At 61.5% G+C, this 20,647-nt stretch carries 19 protein-coding genes; 14 read left to right on the top strand and 5 right to left on the bottom strand.

Annotated elements, in window-relative coordinates; translation table 11 throughout:
- Positions 1-27 precede the first annotated feature (27 nt).
- Complete coding sequence (gene ruvX / locus FY550_RS00285) at positions 28-462, top strand: Holliday junction resolvase RuvX (RefSeq protein ID WP_070980340.1); 435 nt, start codon at positions 28-30, stop codon at positions 460-462.
- 136 nt (positions 463-598) lie between these two features.
- Here ruvX and FY550_RS00290 read toward each other — a convergent pair whose 3' ends face one another.
- On the bottom strand, positions 599-1,642 hold the full coding sequence (locus FY550_RS00290) for an aspartate carbamoyltransferase (RefSeq protein WP_070980342.1): 1,044 nt from the start codon (positions 1,640-1,642) through the stop codon (positions 599-601).
- 202 nt (positions 1,643-1,844) lie between these two features.
- Here FY550_RS00290 and FY550_RS00295 point away from each other — a divergent pair, with 202 nt between their 5' ends.
- From FY550_RS00295 to FY550_RS00310, 4 genes are all read left to right on the top strand, one after another.
- Entirely contained in the window at positions 1,845-2,693 is an 849-nt protein-coding gene (locus FY550_RS00295; protein ID WP_070980344.1) for an SDR family oxidoreductase, read from the top strand.
- Between the two features lie 359 nt (positions 2,694-3,052).
- Positions 3,053-3,910 (top strand): SDR family oxidoreductase, encoded by an 858-nt coding sequence (locus tag FY550_RS00300; RefSeq protein ID WP_070980499.1) that lies wholly within the window; start codon positions 3,053-3,055, stop codon positions 3,908-3,910.
- A gap of 126 nt (positions 3,911-4,036) precedes the next feature.
- Positions 4,037-4,900 (top strand): SDR family oxidoreductase, encoded by an 864-nt coding sequence (locus FY550_RS00305; RefSeq protein WP_070980347.1) that lies wholly within the window; start codon positions 4,037-4,039, stop codon positions 4,898-4,900.
- Positions 4,901-5,312: 412 nt separating this feature from the next.
- Positions 5,313-6,119, top strand: a complete 807-nt coding sequence (locus FY550_RS00310) for a phosphatase PAP2 family protein (protein WP_070980349.1) — start codon at positions 5,313-5,315, stop codon at positions 6,117-6,119.
- A gap of 191 nt (positions 6,120-6,310) precedes the next feature.
- On the opposite strand, the gene FY550_RS00315 is transcribed toward FY550_RS00310, so the two are convergent.
- From FY550_RS00315 to serA, 3 genes are all read right to left on the bottom strand, one after another.
- Positions 6,311-7,285 carry an NAD(P)-dependent oxidoreductase gene (locus tag FY550_RS00315; protein WP_325062971.1) on the bottom strand — a complete coding sequence of 325 codons (975 nt, stop codon included), beginning with the start codon at positions 7,283-7,285 and terminating at the stop codon, positions 6,311-6,313.
- A gap of 88 nt (positions 7,286-7,373) precedes the next feature.
- Entirely contained in the window at positions 7,374-8,858 is a 1,485-nt protein-coding gene (locus FY550_RS00320) for a Na+/H+ antiporter NhaC family protein (RefSeq protein WP_070980352.1), read from the bottom strand.
- A 341-nt stretch (positions 8,859-9,199) separates the two neighbouring features.
- Complete coding sequence (gene serA / locus FY550_RS00325) at positions 9,200-10,447, bottom strand: phosphoglycerate dehydrogenase (RefSeq protein WP_149054277.1); 1,248 nt, start codon at positions 10,445-10,447, stop codon at positions 9,200-9,202.
- Between the two features lie 332 nt (positions 10,448-10,779).
- Between serA and FY550_RS00330 the strand changes: the two genes are divergently transcribed.
- The 6 genes from FY550_RS00330 to FY550_RS00355 all read left to right on the top strand — a co-directional run bounded on the left by FY550_RS00330 (position 10,780) and on the right by FY550_RS00355 (position 17,132).
- A complete protein-coding gene (locus FY550_RS00330) occupies positions 10,780-11,073 on the top strand; it encodes an exodeoxyribonuclease VII small subunit (RefSeq protein WP_070980355.1) in 294 nt (97 codons plus the stop codon).
- The gene (gene ispA / locus FY550_RS00335) at positions 11,070-11,969 is read left to right on the top strand and encodes a (2E,6E)-farnesyl diphosphate synthase (RefSeq protein ID WP_233350239.1); all 900 of its coding nucleotides are present in this window, start codon (positions 11,070-11,072) and stop codon (positions 11,967-11,969) included. Before FY550_RS00330 ends, ispA begins: the two co-directional genes overlap by 4 nt.
- A 72-nt stretch (positions 11,970-12,041) precedes the next feature.
- The gene (gene dxs / locus FY550_RS00340) at positions 12,042-14,006 is read left to right on the top strand and encodes a 1-deoxy-D-xylulose-5-phosphate synthase (protein WP_070980505.1); all 1,965 of its coding nucleotides are present in this window, start codon (positions 12,042-12,044) and stop codon (positions 14,004-14,006) included.
- 66 nt (positions 14,007-14,072) lie between these two features.
- Positions 14,073-14,843: a co-chaperone DjlA gene (gene djlA / locus FY550_RS00345; protein ID WP_070980359.1), complete on the top strand. Its 771-nt coding sequence runs from the start codon at positions 14,073-14,075 to the stop codon at positions 14,841-14,843.
- Between the two features lie 299 nt (positions 14,844-15,142).
- Positions 15,143-16,345, top strand: coding sequence for an MFS transporter (locus FY550_RS00350; RefSeq protein WP_070980362.1), 1,203 nt, complete (start codon positions 15,143-15,145; stop codon positions 16,343-16,345).
- A gap of 118 nt (positions 16,346-16,463) precedes the next feature.
- Positions 16,464-17,132, top strand: a complete 669-nt coding sequence (locus FY550_RS00355) for a class I SAM-dependent DNA methyltransferase (RefSeq protein ID WP_070980364.1) — start codon at positions 16,464-16,466, stop codon at positions 17,130-17,132.
- A gap of 48 nt (positions 17,133-17,180) precedes the next feature.
- On the opposite strand, the gene ribA is transcribed toward FY550_RS00355, so the two are convergent.
- Positions 17,181-17,816 (bottom strand): GTP cyclohydrolase II, encoded by a 636-nt coding sequence (ribA, locus tag FY550_RS00360; protein WP_070980366.1) that lies wholly within the window; start codon positions 17,814-17,816, stop codon positions 17,181-17,183.
- A 195-nt stretch (positions 17,817-18,011) separates the two neighbouring features.
- On the opposite strand from ribA, the gene hemE reads away from it, so the two are divergent.
- The 3 genes from hemE (at position 18,012) to speE (ending at position 20,542) form a co-directional block, all read left to right on the top strand.
- On the top strand, positions 18,012-19,073 hold the full coding sequence (gene hemE, locus FY550_RS00365; protein ID WP_070980368.1) for a uroporphyrinogen decarboxylase: 1,062 nt from the start codon (positions 18,012-18,014) through the stop codon (positions 19,071-19,073).
- On the top strand, positions 19,066-19,566 hold the full coding sequence (locus FY550_RS00370) for a thiol-disulfide oxidoreductase DCC family protein (protein WP_070980371.1): 501 nt from the start codon (positions 19,066-19,068) through the stop codon (positions 19,564-19,566). Before hemE ends, FY550_RS00370 begins: the two co-directional genes overlap by 8 nt.
- Before the next feature lie 112 nt (positions 19,567-19,678).
- A complete protein-coding gene (gene speE, locus FY550_RS00375) occupies positions 19,679-20,542 on the top strand; it encodes a polyamine aminopropyltransferase (protein WP_070980373.1) in 864 nt (287 codons plus the stop codon).
- The last annotated feature ends 105 nt before the right edge of the window (positions 20,543-20,647 follow it).

Here is a 20,647-nt window from a genome sequence, read left to right on the forward strand (position 1 = left end):
GTTTTGCGCTCGCACCCGGAGGCGATCATGAGCCGCCCGGGCGAGCGGCTGATCATGGCCTTCGACTTCGGTTCACGTCGGATCGGGGTGGCGGTGGGCAACGAGCTGCTGGGCTCGGCTTCCGAGCTTGCGCCATTGCCCTGCCGTGATGGTATTCCTGACTGGGAGCGCGTCGCCCGACTGATCGATGAGTGGCAGCCGGCACTGTTTGTGGTCGGACTGCCGCTGCACATGGATGGCAGTGAATCCGAAATGAGCCTGCGGGCCCGCAAGTTTGCCCGTCGTCTGAACGGTCGTTTCGGCCGGCCATTCGAGATGTTCGATGAGCGGGGCTCCACCCGGGAAGCCAAGCGCATTGCGCATGAAGAGGGGCATGCGGGTAACTATCGCCAACATGGTGTCGATGGCATTGCAGCCGAACTGATCCTGAGCCAATACCTCTCCCACCTCGAGCACAACTGAAGCGCGCGGGCGCCCCGCCCTGCCGGGCGGATACCCGAGCCCTCTCCCGGATGTCCCTTTCCTGCTGTTCCTGCAGGCGCCGGTAGCGCCTGCCGACTCGTGTGTTCCCGGCTGTTGCCTCTTGACTCTGACAGGGTCAGGACAGGGCGTCGAAGGAGGCATCATCCGGACTCAGCTGGCTCGGCACTCGCCAGCTGACATCACGCATCGACTGCTCGATCAGATGATCAACGCCCATCAGCCAGGCAAAGATGGCCATGCGCACCGGAATACCGTTGTCAGTCTGACGGAAGATCGCCAGCCTCGGATCGCCGTTGAGATCGACATCCAGGTCATTGGCGCCGGGACGGCTATCGCGTGGCAGTGGGTGCATGACGATGGTGTCGGGTGGGCAGTAGCGGTCCAGAAAGGCCCGATTGACCCGGAATTCATCCGAGAGGGTCTGAAAACGTTCCAGCAACTCCTGCGTGAAGCGTTCCTTCTGGATGCGGGTGGTATAGACCACGTCGACCGATTCGAAATGTGTCTCGAGACTTTCCCGGCTTTCGATGCGATGTCCGCGGCTGGCCACCAGATCGACCAGTTCACCAGGCATTTCCAGGCCTGGCGGTGCCACCAGGGTAATGCGCAATGGCGGATGCAGGGACAGCAGGCGCATCAGTGAGTGCACCGTACGACCGTACTTGAGGTCGCCAGTCAACAGCAGGTGAGCGCCGGAGAGTGATTTGCCCAGCCGTTCGAATTCCTGACGAATGGTATAGAGATCGAGTAATGCCTGACTGGGGTGCTCGCCGGGGCCATCGCCGCCGTTGATCACCGGCACGTTGATGGCGCGGGCAAATTCGGCCACCGAGCCCTGATCAGGGTGGCGCAGCACAATGGCATCGACATAACCGGCCATCACACGGCTGGTGTCGTAGAGCGATTCACCCTTGGCCATCGAGGAGAAGGTGAACCCGGTGGTATCGCAGACGCTGCCGCCCAGCCGGCTGAAGGCGGCGTGGAAGCTCATGCGGGTACGGGTGCTGGCTTCAAAGAAAAGATTGCCGAGTACGGCGCCTTCCAGCACCCGGGTGATCTTCTGACGGCGCGCAACGGGTTCCATACGCCGGGCAATGGTGAACAGGTGCTCGACGGCTTCGAGCGAGAGGTCATCAACGGAGAGCAGGTGGGGACTCATGAGCAGTGCCTCGTGGTCGACAGGCGGGGCGACAAATGTCGGCAACGTCGGGCGGCAAGCGCCGAACGTTACCCGAATCGGGCGACAGTGTAACCGCAGCCGGGCCCTGCATCATCTCCGGTGAGATGACCGGCGCAGTACTCTTCTACGCTGAGTAGAGTGGGGACCAGCCCACATGGAAGACATTCAAAAGGAGTTTGAAATGAACGATCAACACGCTTCTCCGCCCCAGGCGCAGCCCGGGCGTGAGCATGAAATGGGCGACGAGCCGGAGTACATCCGGAAGAGTTATCGCGGTACCGACAAGCTGGCCGGCAAGACGGCAGTCATTACCGGCGGTGACAGCGGTATCGGCCGCTCGGTTGCCGTGCACTATGCGCGTGAAGGCGCCAATATTGTCATGGCTTATCTGGCCGAAGACCAGGATGCCGAGGACACTCGGGCGCTGGTAGAGGCCGAGGGCCAGCGCTGCGTGGTGCTCAAGGGCGATGTGGCCGAGCCGGCCTTCTGCCGCGAGCTCATCGAACGAGCCGTCAGCGAATTCGGCGCGATCAATATCCTTGTCAATAACGCTGCGGAGCAGCATGACTGGGATGACATCACCGATATCACCGATGAGCAGCTCGAGCGTACCTTTCGCACCAATATCTTCAGTCACTTCTACACCGTGAAGGCGGCGCTGCCACACATGAACAGGGGTGACACCATCATCGAGTCATCGTCGGTCAACGCCTTCAAGGGCAACAACTCGCTGATCGATTACACGGCCACCAAGGGGGCCATCCAGGGCTTCATGCGTTCGATCTCCAAGGTGCTGGTCGAACGTGGCATCCGGGTCAACGCGGTAGCCCCCGGGCCGGTGTGGACGCCCCTGATTCCTGCCACCCTGGATGAGGAAAAAGTGGAAGGTTTTGGTGAGCAGGTCCCGATGAAACGCGCTGGCCAGCCTGCCGAAATGGGGCCGGCTTACGTTTATCTGGCCAGTGAAGAGTCTTCCTACATGACCGGCCAAACCATCCATCTCAATGGGGGCGTCATCCTCAATACCTGATATCTGAATGTGATGGGCCTGTTTTCGGCGCTGTCGATCTCTTCGACAGCGCCTTTTTTGTTTTCCGTTTTTTCTCAGCCAGGGGTCGATTCTCGGGGCAGTTTTTTACGCTTTTCGAGCGTGTAGATAACCTGAATGAGTGTCAATTAATCGACAATACAAAATATGATAATTAGTTACGTAATATCCGGGAGCCGCTGATTACAGGCAGTGTAAAGAAATCAACATGCCATCATTACACCCGCAAGCGGTGCAGCGATACGACTTGAGACGAAAGTGGGTTGCACTACGCTTGATGAAGGAATGCAGACATGCCGGCGGGTTTGAATCCGTCGATTCGTGAAAGGGAGATTGACGATATGAGTAAACAGTTTCCGGCGCAGCACCAGGAACGGCAGCCCGGCATCGAGCAGGAGATGACGCCGAAGCCTGAAATCATTCGTGCGGATTATCGCGGCAGCGGTAAGCTCGAGGGCAAAAAGGCACTGATTACCGGCGGTGACAGCGGTATCGGACGTACCGCCGCCGTACATTTCGCCCGTGAGGGCGCCGATGTGGCCATCGTCTATCTGGACGAGCACGCTGATGCCGAAGAGACGAAACAACTGGTCGAGGCAGAAGGACGCCAGGCACTGCTGATCAGTGGTGATATCACCGATAGTGCCTTTTGCCAGCAGTCGGTCGAGCAGACCCTGAAGGCGTTCGGGGCGATCAATATTCTGGTCAACAACGCCGCTCAGCAGGTGGTGCGCGAGGATATTACCGAGATCCCGGATGATGAATGGCGGCATATCTTTGACGTCAACATCCATGGCTATTTCTACATGACCAAAGCGGTACGGCCACACCTGCAGGCCGGTGACACCATCATTAACACCACGTCGATCAATCCCTTCGTGGGTAACGCAAAGCTGATGGCCTATACCTCGACCAAGGGGGCGATCACCGGCTTTACGCGTTCGCTCTCGGAGGCATTGGTGGGCGAAGGCATCCGGGTCAACGAAGTGGCTCCGGGCCCCATCTGGACCCCCATTCAGCCTTCCACCATGGGGCGCTTCGATCCCACGCTGATGGAAACCCTGGGTGAAAAAATGCCGATGGGACGAGCGGGTCAGCCCAGTGAACTGGGGCCGGCCTATGTCTTTCTGGCCTCGAAGGATGCGTCCTATATCAGTGGTCACTCGCTGCACATCAATGGCGGCGCCATCATCAACTGATCACTGCCGGACAATCGACTCCCCGAGCCCGGTCTTCAAAGAGCGCCGTGTTGATCAGTTGCGGCGCTCTGCTGGCTGATCCGGGATGGGGAGAATCCAATTGAAAAGCTGCAAGAAGGCCCCGTCATGAGTGAGCAGATTCCACCTCAGCAACAGGATCGTCAGCCGGGCGTGGAAGGTGAAATGACGCCGCCGGCTGAATTCATCCGCGATGATTACCAGGGCAGTGGCAAGCTGCGTGGACGGGTCGCCATCGTCACGGGTGGGGATAGCGGCATCGGCCGGGCCGTGGCACTGCACTTCGCCCGTGAGGGGGCGGATGTCGTGATCCCCTATCTCGATGAGCATGAAGATGCCAGCGAGACGAAAAGACGGGTCGAGGCGGAAGGCCGGCACTGTCTGCTGCTCGATGGCGATCTGAGCCAGGCGGCATTCTGCCGCGATGTGGTGGCGCGTACCATCGATCAGTTCGACCGGCTTGATGTCCTGGTCAACAATGCAGCGCGTCAGGAGCTGCATGATGATCCCGAGGCGACTTCGGACGAAGAGTGGCTGACCACCTTCGATGTCAATATCCACGCCTACTTCTACATGGCGAAGGCAGCGCTGCCGCATTTGCGGCGCAGCGGCGGTACCATCATCAATTCCACCTCGGTCAACGCTTACGCCGGCCATCCGAAACTGCTGGCCTATACCACGACCAAGGGTGCGATTTCGGGCTTCACCCGGGCGTTGTCACAGATGACCGTGGGGGATGGTGTCAGGGTCAATCAGGTCGCCCCGGGACCGATCTGGACGCCGTTGATTCCTTCCACCATGGGGCAGTTCGATACTGATATGGTCGAGGATTTCGGCGCCCAGTCGCCGATGGGCCGCGCCGGCCAGCCCAGTGAACTGGGACCTGCTTATGTCTATCTCGCCAGCCGGGACAGCAGTTATGTCAGCGGTCAGACCATTCACGTCAATGGCGGCATGATCGTCAACGGCTGATATCCCGCCGATCCGGCCCCCGCGCCGGATCGCCTCCGGCACAGCAGCGTGCCTGCTGATGTTTCGATTCGCGCACTTGCCATCAGATGACCCATCCGAACGAGGCAGCCCACTCGGTTGCGTCTTGCGGCAGGGTGTCAGTACCCATCAGCTGAAGGAAGAAAGTGGCACGACCGGCAGGCAACGTCTCGCTATCTGCACTGATCAAGGCGTCTTTTGTGGTTTGGGTATGCCGGCCTGTCAGTCTCCAGGGGGAGAGGTTGGTACAGAAAAAGGGACCACACCAGCCACTTCAATATGCTGCGAGGAAACAAAATACTACCCGATGTGACAGGTCAGCGATTGAGCATAATGAGAAAATTAATAAAACTTTAATCTGTTTGTCACAAATCCACTGACAAGAGTTCGACCCATGTCGTCGATCACCCATATCAAGCATACGGTGAAGCGCCCAGCCGATTCTCGCGATTTACGTACTGGCTCCGTGGCACTGGCACTGGTGATCCTGACGACCTTTGTCACCGTCGCACTGCCGCTGTTGCCCGTTGAGCGTGATGCCATGCTCTTTATCAACCAGTTTGCCCATCGTAGCGTGCTGGTGGATCACTTTTTTGGCGTCCTTTCCGGCTACAGCTTTTTCTCCGGGGCACCGTTGCTGGCCCTGGTGTGCTGGGCCTGGTTCGATAATGAAGAGTTTGCTGAACGAACCCGGATATTGACCGGCATTGTGGCGGCTTTCGGCTCGGCAGCGCTGACGCGGCTGATGCAGATGTTCATGCCGCAGCATCCGCGCCCGATTCATACCGAGGGGCTGGATTTTACCCTGCCTTACACGGTACATGCCGATACGCTGCAGGGCTGGAGTTCGTTCCCCAGTGATCATGCTGCCGTGTACGCCGGGCTGGGGCTGGTACTGTGGCGCACTCTACCGCGATTGCCGGCGACATTTGCCGTACTGCTGGCGGCCCTTTTGTGCTTCACTCGCATCTATCTCGGCTACCACTTTATTACCGATATCATTGGTGGCGCGGCACTGGGCATGCTGACCGTCTGTATTGCGAGCTGGCAGGGCTTCCAGCAGATCGGAGGCTGGATTGCCCAATTCAGCCGCACCCGCCCCGGTGCCTTCTATGCGCTTGCCTTCATGATGGCCTATGGTATTGCCACCCTGTTCATCGGGCTGCGCTCGGTGATCTCCGGCCTGTTCGCACATCTCTGAACCGACGAGCCGGCCGGTTTACGTAATGGGTATACACCGCGTTTATGCTCGGGCTGCTATGCCGTGCATGATCATGAACTCTATCGGGAAGCCATGGCCGCAATCAGGGCGCGTCATTCCGACCTGAAGGTATTCCTGACCCGGCGCCTGAAGGGCGCCGGGCAATCAGGGGGGAGGCTGAAACGCCGCGCTCAGCCGCGGTTTTTCAGGTAGTGATAGATGATCGAGATATCGGCGTCACCATGGCCGGCATCGACGGCCTTCGACCAGGTCTCGCTGATGCGTCTGAGCGCAGGCATGTCGAGATCGCCGGCTGCTTCCAGGGCCAGTCGGGCGTCCTTGAGGCCCCACTCCAGCGCCATCTGAGCGTCGAAATTGCCGCTGTCGATCATGCCCAGCTTGACCTTCACGTAGGGTGCAGCCAGCGGCCCGCCGTCCAGGGTGTTCCAGAAATCATCGATGGAGAAGCCGAGCTGCTCGGCGAGCTGCGCGGTTTCGGCCACGCCTTCCATCATGTGGATCAGCCAGGCGTTGACGACCAGCTTCATGCGTGAGCCGGCACCGGCCTGACCCTGCCATTTGACGGCCTTGCTGATGGCTTCGAATACCGGTTCGATGCCGGGTGCAGCGTCGCGATCACCGCTGGCCAGCACCACCACCTGGCCCTGTTCGGCCGGTGCCTTGGTGCCCGACACGGGGGCATCAATGAACACTACATCCGGGCGCTTATCCTTGACCCGGCGAATCAGCTGTTCGGTGGGCTCAACGCCGATGGTGCCCATCTGGGCGACCACGCCCTGCTGTTTCAGACCCTCCAGGGCGCCGTTATCGCCCAGCAGCACTTCTTCAGTGGTAGGCGCGTCGGGGACCATGGTGATCACCACATCAGCGCTCTCAGCCGCTTCACGGGGGCTGTTGCAGACGGTGGCGCCGTTGCGCCCGAGGTTCTCCGCCTTGCTGCGGGTGCGATTCCAGACGCGAGTGGGCAGGCCGGCACTGATCAGGTTGGCAGCAAAGGCGTAGCCCATGGCGCCCAGGCCCAGTACGGCCACGGTGGGTTGTGTACTCATGAACTCCTCTCGGTAACGGTTCTCTCGCCGAACAGTCTGGCCCGCTCGGGGCAATTCGGCCAGTCCGGACAGAAAGGAGGGAGACATGATGATCATTGCAGCGGGGGCAGGCGGAGGCCTTGTGCGCACACTGCATGGCGAGGCCCGGCCTTTGGCCGCAGCCCCGCTCAAGGGTGGGGCTGCGTTATGAGTCGGTGACCGGACGTGTGCTCATCTCGTTGCCCTGGCGATCCTCGAACGTCAATCCCCAGCTGGTCAAAGCGGCAAACAGCATGATGAACAGCAAAAACCAGCCCTGAAAGACAAACGGGAAGACCGACGTCGGCGCAACCACCGGCAGCCAGTCATACTGTTGCTGCATGGTCTGGATCGTACTCCAGCCCAGCAGTACCGGTGCGCCCCAGGGGAAGATATAGCCGAGGGCCGAAGTCACGGCATCCAGCATGTTGGCACGCCGGTAGCGGTGAATGTTGTAGCGCTTGCCCAGTTCCCGAACGAAGGGGGCAGCAGCGATTTCGGCTGCGGTATTGATGGTGATGGCCGTATTGAGTAGCGCCACGATGGCCCAGTTGGCCAGTTCTGCCCGGCGTACCGAGGTTTTGATCCATTGGATCAGGCGCTGGGTCAAGGCTTCCATGGTGCCGCCCAGCTTCATCAGGTGCGATGCCGCCACGATCAGCAGGATCAGAATGGCCATGTTGACGTAGCCCGACACCCCCTGGACCAGGGCGCCGGTGATCATGCTGTCACTACTGCGATCAAAGGCCAGTATCCGGTCGGCGGCCCCGAAGTCCGGAAGGATGATGAGTGCCGAGGCAGCCAGAATGCCCCAGGTCAGCGAGGTGATCAGATGCTGCCCGGTCAGCGCCAGAGCCAGCACCAGTGCAAACGGTATCAGCATGATCAGGCCGGAGGGATCGACCGACTGCATGACATCCTGTAATGCGCCGGCTTCGGCAGCATTATTGTGACCCCCGCCACCCAGCAGCAGGAACAGCAGCAGGCTGGGCAGGGCGGCCATGATGGAATATTTGAAGCGGCTGCGAACCACGCCCGGGACATCAGCCTCCTGGGTGGCCGCGGAAACGATGGTGGTATCGGAGACGGGCGCCAGATTGTCCCCGAAAATGGCGCCGGCCAGAATCGCGCCGAACAGGATGACGGGATCGCAATTCAGTGCCACACCCGCCGGATACATGAGCGTGCAGAAGGCGACCGTGGTGCCGTAACCGGTACCCACGGCGGTCGAAAATATCGCGGCCAGCAGAAAGGTCAGCGCCGTGAACCAGCCACCGGTAGCCCCCGATATGCCGCCCAGCCAGACCAGACCGTCAACCAGTCCGCCGGCCTGCAGCACCTGGGCAAACATGCCGGCATAAAACCAGGCCACCACGGCCACGACACCGACTGATTGGGTCATACCGCTGAAAAGCCCCTGAGCGTAGGCTTCCCAGCGACTTTTACAGAAAAACAGCCCCAGGGTCAGGCCCAGAATGGCCCCCATGACCAGGCCGATTTCCGAGGAAAGTTTCAGGATACTGGTCGTAATGGCCCAGATGACAAAAAAGATCAGGGGGATGGCTGCACCAAGAGCGCCGAGTCGAAAACTCAGCGTCGGCAGCTCGGCGCCCTTGTCAGGATCGGCGCCGCGCTGTGCCTCTGGATTCATTCCGGTTCCTCGTCTGGATGATGGGGGGAGCGGGGCCGACGATATTATATGAGCTCATATGCAGCAAATGCCGCTGGCAGGGCGCCATCGGTCGTCAAAAGCACGATAGCGACGAGCGTGAATCGCGATATGTCGTCATGGTCGAATCGGCCGATGTCACATTCGGGATGCTTCAGGGCAGGGTAGGCCGTGAGTCAGCGATTGCCGATCCTCCAAACGTGGCATTCAGGCCTGCCAGAGGACAGCCAGTGCCTGGATAAAGGCTGCGGCGGCAGTCCATTGAAAAACGCCGCCCGGCCTGAACCGGACGGCGCTGTCGGATCGACGATCCTGTTACGGGATCAGTGGTGGTCGAGACCCGAGTAGAGCACCCGCGTGCGCAGGGTATGCTCGACCTCGCGCAGCGCATGCAGCGCCTGCTGACCATAGGCCTTGTCGACGTCGATGACGACATAGCCGACCTTCTCGTTGGTCTGCAGGTACTGGGCGGAGATGTTGATGCCCTCGTTGCCAAGCACCCGGTTGATCTCGGACAGTACGCCGGGCACGTTCTTGTGAATGTGCAGCAGGCGGTGCTTGTCGGGGTGGGAGGGCAGGGCCACCTCGGGGAAGTTGACCGAGGTAATGGTGGTGCCATTATCGGAGAAGGTGACCAGTTTTTCGGAGACTTCGACGCCGATATTCTCCTGGGCTTCTACTGTGGAACCACCGATGTGCGGCGTAATGATGACATTGTCGAAACGGCGCAACGGAGAGACGAACTCTTCGCCATTGCCCTTGGGCTCGACCGGAAAGACATCGACAGCGGCGCCCAGCAGCTGGCCGGAATCAAGCACTTCGGCGAGCGCTTCGATATCGACCACGGTGCCACGCGAGGCGTTGATGAAATAGCTGCCCTGCTTCATCAGTGCCAGTTGCTCGCGCCCGATCATCCACCGGGTGGAAGGTGTTTCCGGTACGTGCAGGGTGACAATATCGGCACGGGCCAGCAGCTCCTCGAGGCTACCAACCTGACGGGCATTACCCATGCCCAGTTTGGTCACCACGTCATAATAAATGACATTGAGGCCAACCGATTCTGCCATTACCGAGAGCTGGGCGCCGATGCTGCCATAGCCCACGATGCCCAGTGTCTTGCCGCGTGCCTCGAACGAGTTGCTGGCGGATTTCAGCCAGCCGCCCTCATGAGCGCGGGCATTCTTTTCGGGAATACCTCGCAGCATCATGATGCTTTCGGCGAGCACCAGTTCTGCTACCGAGCGGGTATTGGAGAAGGGGGCATTGAAGACCGGGATGCCGCGCTCCAGTGCTGCATCGAGATCGACCTGGTTGGTGCCGATGCAGAAGCAGCCGATGGCGGTCAGCTTGTCCGCCGCAGCAATGACGCGTTCGTTCAATTGCGTCCGCGAACGGATACCGATGAAATGAACATCGTGGATCTTCTCGATCAGATCCTCTTCGTTCAGTGACGTCGACAGTCGCTCGATGTTGGTATAACCGGCGTTGTGCAGGTTGTCCACGGCGGACTGGTGAATGCCCTCGAGCAGCAGAATCCGGATCTTGCTCTTGTCCAGAGACGTTTTAGCCATTGTGCATCAACCCTTGGGTCGGCAGGACCGACGGTGTCTTCGGTAACGGTGTGCTCGCAACACCCGTTGTCAGCGGCAGGTCGCGATAGTGAAGGCGTGTCATGCCGATACGGTGCGCGATGATTCGGGGGGCGTATCCTAACACAACCGGGCCGCGAGCGCCGCGCCTGCGTGCATGCCCTGTCATCCATGTGATGGCGGCGTCAAAGCCGGTTGTGACGTGTATACTGAGGCGTTCGGGAGCAGGGCGGTCGGCGCCGCCCACTGCCCGCCATTCATCAGCGTTGCAGGCCCTTGTGACGGCATTTGATGCAACGTGGAGGCGAGAGGCAATGACGGAGCAGGATCATACTACCGTCCCAGGCGATGAGCACTCCGGTGGGGATCGGGATTTTGCGGCCACGCTGGCCGAGCTCGAGCGACTGGTAGAACAACTGGAAGGTGGCGAACTGAGTCTCGAGGCCTCGCTGGGTGCCTTTGAGCGCGGCATCCGTCTGACGCGTGAGGCGCAGACCCGTCTTGATCAGGCCGAGTTGCGCGTCAGCCGATTGCTGGAGCGTAGTGACGCCACGCTTGAACAGGCGCCTGACAGCGCGACAGGGTACGAGGGAGAGTCGACGCCATGAGTCGGACGATGCAGGACCCTGCGGCGCGGCGCATCGAGGCGTTGGTGCAGCACTGCCGGGCACGCTGCGAGCGCGGCCTGGAGCAGCTGTTCGAGGATGCCGCGGGTCCGGCACAGCGGCTTGAGCAGGCCATGCGCTATGGCGTGCTGGGCGGTGGCAAGCGGTTGCGACCCGTGCTGGTTTATGCCGCCGGGCGGGCCCTTGGCGCCGATGATGAAGCGCTCGATGCGCCGGCGGTAGCGGTTGAGCTGATTCATGCCTATTCGCTGGTGCATGACGATCTGCCCAGCATGGATGATGACGACCTGCGCCGCGGGCAGCCAACCTGTCATCGGGCATTTGACGAGGCCACGGCGCTGCTGGCCGGCGATGCGTTGCAATCACTGGCCTTCGAGGTCCTGACGGCGGGCGACCCGCCCCGCGCTGGCGCCATGGTGGCCACACTTGCTCATGCTGCCGGCCGGGCCGGCATGGCGGGTGGCCAGGCGCTCGATCTGGCGGCGGTGGGTCGCCGTGCAGATGTCGAACAGCTGATGGCGATGCATCGTCACAAGACCGGGGCGCTGATTCGGGCCGCCGTCCGGCTGGGTGGCCTGACCGCGGCAGCCGATGACGATCCGCGCCTCGCGGCGCTGGATCGCTATGCGGCAGCCATTGGGCTGGCGTTTCAGATTCAGGACGACATTCTGGATGTCACCGGCGATGCCGCGGTGACCGGCAAGACCCAGGGCGCGGATGCCGCGCGCGACAAGCCGACCTATCCCGCTCTGCTGGGACTGGATGAAGCGAACCGCCAGGCGCAGGCGCTGGTTGATGAAGCCTGCTCGTCACTGGCCGGACTCGATGCACAACCGTTGATCGATCTGGCCCGCTACATGGTCGAGCGCAATCACTGACCGGCGTTCATTTACTGCAGTGTCCCGATGCCATGGGCATCGTGCGGACCATGGATGGATTTTCGAGCCAATATGAAGCTGTTTGATGATATCCCCACCACTCGCCCGCTGACGCCACTGCTGGATCGCGTTCGGGAACCCTCGGATCTGCGCAGTCTCAACGAGACCCAGTTGCTGACACTGGCCGATGAGCTGCGCGCCTATCTGCTGTATAGCGTGGGGCGTACCGGCGGCCACTTCGGTGCCGGTCTCGGGGTCGTCGAACTGACCGTGGCGCTGCATCAGCAGTACAACACACCGCATGATCGGCTGGTCTGGGATGTCGGTCACCAGACTTATCCGCACAAGATCCTTACCGGTCGGCGCGACGCCATGGACACCATGCGTCAGTACGGGGGCCTGGCGCCATTCCCGCGCCGGGCCGAATCCGAGTACGACACCTTTGGTGTCGGACACTCCAGCACTTCGCTGTCGGCAGCGCTGGGCATGGCACTGGCGGCGCGCGCCCGGGGGGATAACCGTCGGGTCTGCGCGGTGCTTGGTGACGGGGCGCTGACTGCCGGCATGGCGTTCGAGGCGCTGGCGCACGCCGGCCATGTCGATGCCAACATGCTGGTGGTCCTCAACGACAACGAGATGTCGATCTCGGAGAATGTCGGCGGGATCGCCACCTACCTGTCGCGCATCCTCACCAGCGGCCCTTACGTGGCGGCCCGCGAGGGCGGCAAACGGGTCCTGTCGCATCTGCCTGGTGCCCTCGATCTGGCCCGGCGTACCGAGGGGCACGTCAAGGGCATGTTCAGTCCGGCGACCCTGTTCGAGGAGATGGGCTTTAATTATGTCGGTCCCATCGATGGCCATGATCTGCCACTGCTGATTCGTACCCTGCGTGATCTGAAGAACCGTCAGGGCCCACAGTTCCTGCATATCGTGACCCGCAAGGGGAAGGGCTATCAGTCGGCCGAAGGCGATCCCATCGGCTACCATGCCATCACCAAGCTGGAAAGAGAGAAGCCCGCCGATCCTGCGCCCTCCGGTGCGGAGCAGCAGCAGTTCAGCGCGCCGCCGGCACCGAAGAAGCTCAAGTACTGCAATGTCTTCGGCGAGTGGATCTGCGATACCGCAGCTGCTGATCCGAGGTTGATCGGCATTACGCCTGCGATGCGCGAAGGCTCCGACCTGATCCGGTTTTCGAAGGAGTATCCCGAGCGTTATTACGATGTAGCGATTGCCGAGCAGCATGCCGTAACTCTGGCGGCAGGCATGGCGTGCGAAGGCGGCAAGCCGGTAGTGGCGATCTACTCCACCTTCCTGCAGCGTGGTTACGATCAGCTGGTTCACGATGTGGCGGTACAGGGGCTTGATGTCACTTTTGCCATCGATCGCGCCGGCCTGGTGGGCGAGGATGGCTCGACTCACCACGGTGCCTTTGATCTTTCCTATCTGCGCTGTCTGCCGGAGATGGTGATCATGGCCCCTTCAGACGAGCGTGAATGCTATCGCATGTTGACCACGGCCTACCGTCATCCAGGGCCGGCCGCCGTGCGCTATCCCCGGGGGACCGGCCCTGGCGCGGCCATTGATCGCTCGCTCGAACCGCTGGAGATTGGTCGTGCCGAGCTGCGACGCGAAGCCGGGAGCGACAGCAAACCGCGTGTGGCACTGCTGGCGTTTGGCAGCCTGGTGGGGCCGGCAATGGAAGTGGCCGATCGGCTTGATGCCACCGTCTACGACATGCGTTTCGTCAAACCGCTCGATCGCGAGGCGATACTTCAGGCAGCTGCCGGCCATGAGCTGCTGGTGACGCTGGAAGAGAGTGCGGTCTTGGGGGGTGCCGGCAGTGGTGTCAATGAGCTGCTGGCGGCCGAGCGGGTGCTGGTCGAGGTGCTCAACCTGGGTATTCCCGATCGGTTCATCGAACATGGCACACCGAAGGAACTGCTCACCGAGTGCGGGCTGGATGCTGATGGGATTGAAGCTTCCATTCAGGCACGCCTGACGGAAATGTCGCATCATGTGCCTCGAGTGACGCAGTAACCCACGTCGCATTGCCGGCCATCTCGGGTGAGAGGGTCGGCCCATTCATCGGGTAGTGGATATTTCATGCTGATTGTCATCATCATCACGGCGGGGCTCGGTTATCTGTTCGCGCGCCTGCCGGGACTCATCATTGGCGGGCTGCTGGGCTACTGGCTGGTACGCCGGTTGCAGCGGCTGGTGCGTGAGAAGATTGTCGACCGACAGGCGCAGTTTCTGGACGCCACCTTTGCTGTCATGGGCTGCCTGAGTCAGGTGGATGGTGAAGTATCCGATCATGAAGTCCGCACCGCCGAGGCCGTGTTCGATCGTCTCGGCCTGAATGACGCCCAGCGTGAGCGCTGCCGGGCCGCGTTCAATCGCGGCCAGCAGCCCGATTTCGATCTTGATGCCGAGCTGGCCCGGGTGCGCCAGGTGGCGGGCCTGCAGCGTGGTCTGTTGCAGGTTTTTCTGCAGGTGCAGCTCTCGGCGATTGCCGCCGATGGCGAACTCCACCAGGCCGAGCATGACATGCTGCTGCGTGTGGCGCGCGGGCTGGGCTTCTCCGAGGCGGAGATCCGTCAGATCGAAGCCATGCTGCGTGGCGGCGCCGGTCAGGCAGGCGCTGATACCTCCGGGCCATCACTCGAGGAGGCCTATGAGGTATTGGGTGTGGAGCAGAGCGCCAGCGATGCCGAGGTCAAGCGTGCCTATCGCCGGCTGATGAGCCAGAACCACCCCGACAAGCTGGCCGGCAAGGGACTGCCGGAGAACATGCGCGAAATGGCGGAAAAGCGTACCCGGGAGATCGGTAACGCCTATGAGCGCATTCGCAAGGCACGCGCCGAGCACGCCTGAGTTCGCAGTCAGCCTCTCTTGCATGAAGCCGGCTTGTGCGCCGGCTTCATTGTATTCGCACACTTGTGTCTGCGCGCTATGCTGTAGGCCCTTGTTATCGTCTCCCGAGCATTTTCCGGGACAGGAGCCTCATGCGCATGACGGCAATACCGACGTCGCTGCCGGTGCTGCAGTCTTTGGCATTGCCCTGGCAGAGGTCTGTTTCCTGTAACGCCGATGACCACTTCGTGACGCTGCCCACCGAGTTGCGGCGGTGTGCTGCGTCTGTTGTTCACCCCCTGCGCCCGTGGAGCGCCTTCATGACCGCTGTATCGACCAGCCATCAGCATTCTGCCCGTTATCTGTCACTCTATGTGCTGATCATGTGGGTAGGGCTGAATCTGCGTCCGTCGATTGCTGCGGTAGGCCCCTTGCTTGATCGCATCCAGCATTCGCTGGGGATGAGCTACAGTCAGGCATCGCTGTTGACGACCCTGCCATTCGTGGCCATGGGACTGGCCTGCTTCCAGGGCATGCGCCTGGTACGGCGTTTCAATCGCCACCGGCTGATCATGCTGGCCCTGGGGCTGATCACCCTGGCGAATCTGGCACGATTCTGGACTGACAGCCTGCTCGGGCTGGCGCTGACAGCACTCTCCGGGGGCGTCGGTATTGCCGTGATCCAGGCACTGATGCCTGCCCTGATCAAGGCGACCCTGCCTGATCGCGTCTCTTCGGCGACCGGGCTGTACATTGGCGCCATTCTCGGTGGCGGGGCGCTGGCGTCCATGATGGCAGCCCCTCTGACCAACCTGCTGGATAGCTGGCATGTGGGGCTGGCGGCATGGAGTCTGCTGGGGCCGCTGGCGCTCTGGCAGTGGCATCGCCATGGGGGCGCCATGCTTTCGCCGGTCCCGCGTGAGGGGCGGGGCAACAATACAGCGCTGCATCGGCTGCCTCGTGCCTGGTCGCTGACCCTGTTTTTCGGGTTCGGTACGGCCGGTTATGCCTGTGTCCTGGCCTGGCTGCCGCCGTACTATCTGACGCGAGGCTGGTCGGCAGGCGGTGTCGGCTGGCTGCTGGGGTATGCCACCCTGCTGCAGGTGCTGGCCAGCGTGGCACTGCCCTGGCTGATGCGCTATCGCATCGATCGGCGTCCGGCACTATATGGCGTGGTCGGGGCGTCACTGGCGGGCTTCATGGGGCTGCTGATGGCGCCTGCCGGCGCGGCAGCCTGGTTGTGGGCCACCCTGCTGGGCCTGGGGATCGGTGGCGTGTTTCCTCTGTCGGTACTCGTGCCCATGGATCACCATCGCGATCCGGCGCGGGCCGGCGATCTGGCCGCCTTTGTGCAGGGCTACGGCTATCTGATTGCTGCGGCCGGCACGATGGGGGCGGCCGTGGCGCGTGATCTGCTCTCGGGCTTTGGGCCCGCCTGGCTGGCGTTGATCATCCTGTTTGCCTGGATGCTGATGATCAGCACCCGTTTCGATCCCGCCCGTTATAGCCGTCTGATTGATTGAGGCGGCGCCATGCCCTCGTCAGCGTCGATCATCTCTTGCCAGGTGGCCGGCGCCCTTGGCACTGACGCCTGACGCACGCTACGCTCAGCAATTGCCTCCACCAAAATGAGGGCTACCGATGGTGGATCATCACTCTTTTACACCGGCCGAACGCACCGAGCGAGACGGCCGCAATCACGTTCAGCAGATGCTGGCGCTGGATGGCGAGGCCCAGAAGCTCAAGGCCCGTTATCGTCAGTGGGCCCAGGGTGGCGACGAGGCCTATCATGTGCCGGGCCTGCTGTGCGACTTCATGACGGCCCAGACCCAGCATTATTCAATGGGGGCCCCGGGCCGACTGCATATTCTGGATGCCGGCTGCGGGACCGGTCTGGTGGGCCAGATGCTGTCGACACATGGTTTCACATGGCTGGATGGCTTCGATCTCAACGATAGTGTCATCGTCGAAGCGCGCAAGTGCGAGGTCTATGACCAGCTGCGCGGTGGTGTGGACATGAATCAGGCACTGGATTATGACACCGGTACCTTTGATGTCGTGGTCTGCTGTGGGGTCTTTTGCGATGACAATGTGGATCCCGAAGCGCTCAGTGAGCTGCTGCGTATCACTCGACCGGGTGGGCTGGTCATGATCAGCACGCAGAAGGGCTACGATGAAAGCCATGGGTTTGAAGCCTGGCTACGCAAGCCCGAGTTCACCCGCATGGCCGAGCGCGTCCATCATCTCGTTGGCGCACCCTATAGCGGCCGGGTGACGGCCGACTATCATACCTTTCGCATTCACTCGTAACGTCGCGCTGCGACTGTCTGGCGTCTGCGGCGCGTAACGAGGCAGACGCTAGCGGCGCCGATTCTCATCCACGGGGCCGGCGAACGTAAACTGATCGAGCGCCATCATGTGACCCAGGCGGCCTGCCTTGGTCGTCAGGTACTGCTCGTTGTGCGCATTGAGGCCGGTGGTCAGTGGCAGTCGCTCGCTGATCTCGATGCCATCGGCGCGCAGTGCTTCGACCTTGCGTGGGTTGTTGGTCATCAGTTTGAGCGAGTGTACGCCGAGGTGTTCGAGCATCGGCAGACAGAGGTCGTAACGGCGCATGTCGGCCTCGAAGCCGAGTGCCTCGTTGGCTTCGACCGTATCGGCCCCTTCATCCTGCAGATGATAGGCGCGAATCTTGTTGAGCAGGCCGATGCCACGACCTTCCTGACGCAGGTAGAGCAACAGGCCACGCCCTTCGTCGGCAATACGCTTGAGGGCGGCCTGCAACTGATAGCCGCAGTCACAGCGCATTGAAAACAGGGCATCACCGGTCAGACACTCGGAGTGCACTCGGGCCAGTACCGGCGCGCCATCGTCGATGGTGCCCAGTGACAGAGCCACATGTTCCTTGCCGCTGCGGTCATCCTCGAATCCGTGGAGGGTGAAGGTGGCCCAGGGCGTTGGCAGGCGGGAAGCCGCAATGAATCGAATCGTCACGTCAGATCTCGTGATGGCGGTGCATCATCATTCGGGGGTGCCCAGTCTAGCAGGCCTGCGTGGATGGCTCATCCCGAGGTCGAATGTCTTTTTCCATCGCCTCCATTCGATTTCATCGATGCGCAGTGGGTGAGGGCAGTGCGGTCGATCCGCTACAATCGGGGGTACATTTTTTCGCGGTGAGACGGCAAGCGCATGGCTCTTCAAAATGATCGTTTTCTGCGGGCGCTGGCCCGCCAGCCCGTCGACCGTACTCCGGTCTGGATGATGCGTCAGGCGGGGCGCTATCTACCGGAGTATCGCGCCACGCGCGAACGTGCCGGCAGCTTCATGGATCTGTGTCGCAATGCCGAGATGGCCTGTGAGGTGACCCTGCAGCCGATTGACCGGTTCGATCTGGACGCTGCCATCCTGTTCTCCGATATTCTCACCATCCCTGATGCGATGGATATGGGGCTCTACTTCGTGCCGGGAGAGGGACCGATGTTCCGCAACCCGGTGCGCGATGCTGCGGCCATTGATCGCCTGAGTGCACCAGACGCGGAGCGCGATCTCGATTATGTCATGAATGCAGTGTCGACCATTCGTCGCGAGCTCAATGGGCGCATGCCGCTGATCGGTTTCTCCGGCAGCCCCTGGACGCTGGCGACCTACATGGTCGAGGGAGGGCCGAGCAAGGACTTCCGCCATGTGAAGGGGCTGCTCTACAGCGATCCCGAGGCGCTGCATCGTCTGCTATCAGTGCTGGCCGATGCGGTGACCGATTATCTCAATGCCCAGATTCGCGCCGGGGCCCAGGCGGTACAGATCTTCGATACCTGGGGCGGCGCGCTTACCACGCCGGCCTATCGCGACTTCTCGCTGGCGTACATGCAGCGCATCGTTGATGGCCTGATCCGCGAGCATGAAGGCCGCCGTGTACCGGTTATCCTGTTCACCAAGAATGGCGGGCAGTGGCTTGAGCAGATCGCTGCGACCGGCTGCGATGGCGTCGGGCTGGACTGGACCACCGAGCTTGGTGACGCCCGGGCACGCATCGGTAATCAGGTAGCGCTGCAGGGCAATCTCGATCCCAGTGCGCTGTTCGGCGCCCCGGCCACCATCCGTGCCGAGGTGGCTCGTATTCTGGAGAGCTTTGGCGCCGGTTCCGGCCATGTCTTCAACCTCGGTCATGGCATCTCCCAGTTCACCCCACCGGAAAACGTGACGGCCTTCATCGAGGCTCTGCATGAGCTGAGTCCGCAGTGGCATGAATGAAACGCCGCCTCTTCGCGGTCACAAGGCGGGGCGCAAGGCTGAGCCCCTCTTCACACAGCTGATCGTATTCGATGGCGGCTGCCCGCTCTGTCGCCGGTCGGTGGCCTGGCTATTGCGTCATGAGCGCGCTCCCATCACCGCGCTGGTGACGCTGCAATCCACGCTGGGGCATCGGCTCGGGGAACATTTCGGCGAGAACGCCGATGCGCTCGACAGTGTCTGGCTGATCCGGGCGGGGCGACTGCATCGTGACAGCGAAGCGCTGTGGCGCACGGCGCAGGTGCTGAAGTCGCCGCTGCAGCTGCTGGCATACCTGCGCTGGTTGCCCCAGGGGCTGCGTGATGGCTGCTATACCCTGATCGGACGCTATCGTCATCGACTGGCGCGTGACCCGGGGCTGGATGAGGCCGTACAGGCACGGCTGCTGGCCGGGCTGAGCCCGGCACAGTGCCGGGCTATCGACCTGCCCGAGGCCCTGGCAGCATGCGTCTGAACGGGGTGCTTTTCATCCTGTCGCTGGCAGGCTATGTTGCCCGCCCCGGCGGGTCATCCGGCCCGTTATCGCCAGCAGTAGTGACCGGTAGCGACCGGCAGGAGAGAGTGAGATGAGTGAACAGCCCCTTGATGGCTGGTTCATCGAGCGATTCGATCGTGAGGGCAGTGCCATCGGTCTGAAGGTGCATGAAAAACTGCACGATGAAGTCACGCCCTGGCAGCATCTCGAAGTCTACGCAACCGAGACCTACGGCAATCTGATGGTGCTCGATGGCTGCGTGATGCTTACTGATCGGGATAATTTCCTCTATCACGAGATGATCGCTCATCCGGCGCTGTTCACGCATGCCGATCCGAAGCGGGTCGTGATCATCGGCGGCGGTGATTGCGGTACGCTACGTGAGGTACTGCGCCATCCCGGGGTCGAAAAGGTCACCCAGATCGATATCGACGAAGCCGTGACCCGTGCGGCCGAACGCTTCTTTCCCCAATTGACCGAATCCAATCATGATCCGCGCGCCGAGTTGCTGTTTGCTGATGGTGTCCAGTGGGTCGATGATTGTCCGGAAGGCAGTGTCGATGTCCTGATCATCGATTCCACGGACCCGGTGGGGCCCGCGGAAGGGCTTTTTCAGCAGGATTTCCTGGCGCGCTGTCAGCGCCTGCTGCGTGAAGGCGGCGTAATGGTGCAGCAGAGTGAATCGCCGCTCTATCACAGCGGCTCGATCATTCGCGATCTGCGCACCGCCATGACGCAGGCCGGATTCGACAGTGTGGCGACTCTGGTCTTTCCGCAGCCGACTTATCCCTCCGGTTGGTGGAGTGTAACCCTGGCCGGCAAACACTGCCCGGCCGATCGCTTCCGCGAAGCCGCCGCGCGTGACCGCGCCTTCGCGACCGAGTATTACAGCGAGGCCCAGCACTTTGCTGCACTGACCCTCCCTCCTTTCATGACCCGTTTGCTCGCTGATTGATCCTCTCTGACCCGGTGATTGCCGGGTCATCTTTCACTCTCCAAAGATGATTTCCGCTCGGCCTTTTACATGCCGTTACGCTTTGCGCCGAACTGGTGCGCCAGC

Origin of the sequence: Kushneria phosphatilytica (assembly GCF_008247605.1) — a bacterium.
Lineage (GTDB): Bacteria > Pseudomonadota > Gammaproteobacteria > Pseudomonadales > Halomonadaceae > Kushneria > Kushneria phosphatilytica.

Excerpts from the sequence above, each read along its gene's own strand:
- speE (WP_070980373.1), top strand. The coding sequence starts at position 19,679 with ATGAGTGAACAGCCCCTTGATGGCTGGTTCATCGAGCGATTCGATCGT.
- FY550_RS00290 (WP_070980342.1), bottom strand. The coding sequence starts at position 1,642 with ATGAGTCCCCACCTGCTCTCCGTTGATGACCTCTCGCTCGAAGCCGTC.
- FY550_RS00315 (WP_325062971.1), bottom strand. The coding sequence starts at position 7,285 with ATGATCATCATGTCTCCCTCCTTTCTGTCCGGACTGGCCGAATTGCCC.
- ispA (WP_233350239.1), top strand. The coding sequence starts at position 11,070 with ATGAGTCGGACGATGCAGGACCCTGCGGCGCGGCGCATCGAGGCGTTG.
- hemE (WP_070980368.1), top strand. The coding sequence starts at position 18,012 with ATGGCTCTTCAAAATGATCGTTTTCTGCGGGCGCTGGCCCGCCAGCCC.
- FY550_RS00355 (WP_070980364.1), top strand. The coding sequence starts at position 16,464 with ATGGTGGATCATCACTCTTTTACACCGGCCGAACGCACCGAGCGAGAC.
- FY550_RS00310 (WP_070980349.1), top strand. The coding sequence starts at position 5,313 with ATGTCGTCGATCACCCATATCAAGCATACGGTGAAGCGCCCAGCCGAT.
- FY550_RS00370 (WP_070980371.1), top strand. The coding sequence starts at position 19,066 with ATGAATGAAACGCCGCCTCTTCGCGGTCACAAGGCGGGGCGCAAGGCT.
- FY550_RS00295 (WP_070980344.1), top strand. The coding sequence starts at position 1,845 with ATGAACGATCAACACGCTTCTCCGCCCCAGGCGCAGCCCGGGCGTGAG.
- FY550_RS00320 (WP_070980352.1), bottom strand. The coding sequence starts at position 8,858 with ATGAATCCAGAGGCACAGCGCGGCGCCGATCCTGACAAGGGCGCCGAG.
- FY550_RS00330 (WP_070980355.1), top strand. The coding sequence starts at position 10,780 with ATGACGGAGCAGGATCATACTACCGTCCCAGGCGATGAGCACTCCGGT.
- FY550_RS00350 (WP_070980362.1), top strand. The coding sequence starts at position 15,143 with ATGACCGCTGTATCGACCAGCCATCAGCATTCTGCCCGTTATCTGTCA.
- dxs (WP_070980505.1), top strand. The coding sequence starts at position 12,042 with ATGAAGCTGTTTGATGATATCCCCACCACTCGCCCGCTGACGCCACTG.
- FY550_RS00300 (WP_070980499.1), top strand. The coding sequence starts at position 3,053 with ATGAGTAAACAGTTTCCGGCGCAGCACCAGGAACGGCAGCCCGGCATC.
- ruvX (WP_070980340.1), top strand. The coding sequence starts at position 28 with ATGAGCCGCCCGGGCGAGCGGCTGATCATGGCCTTCGACTTCGGTTCA.
- serA (WP_149054277.1), bottom strand. The coding sequence starts at position 10,447 with ATGGCTAAAACGTCTCTGGACAAGAGCAAGATCCGGATTCTGCTGCTC.
- djlA (WP_070980359.1), top strand. The coding sequence starts at position 14,073 with ATGCTGATTGTCATCATCATCACGGCGGGGCTCGGTTATCTGTTCGCG.
- FY550_RS00305 (WP_070980347.1), top strand. The coding sequence starts at position 4,037 with ATGAGTGAGCAGATTCCACCTCAGCAACAGGATCGTCAGCCGGGCGTG.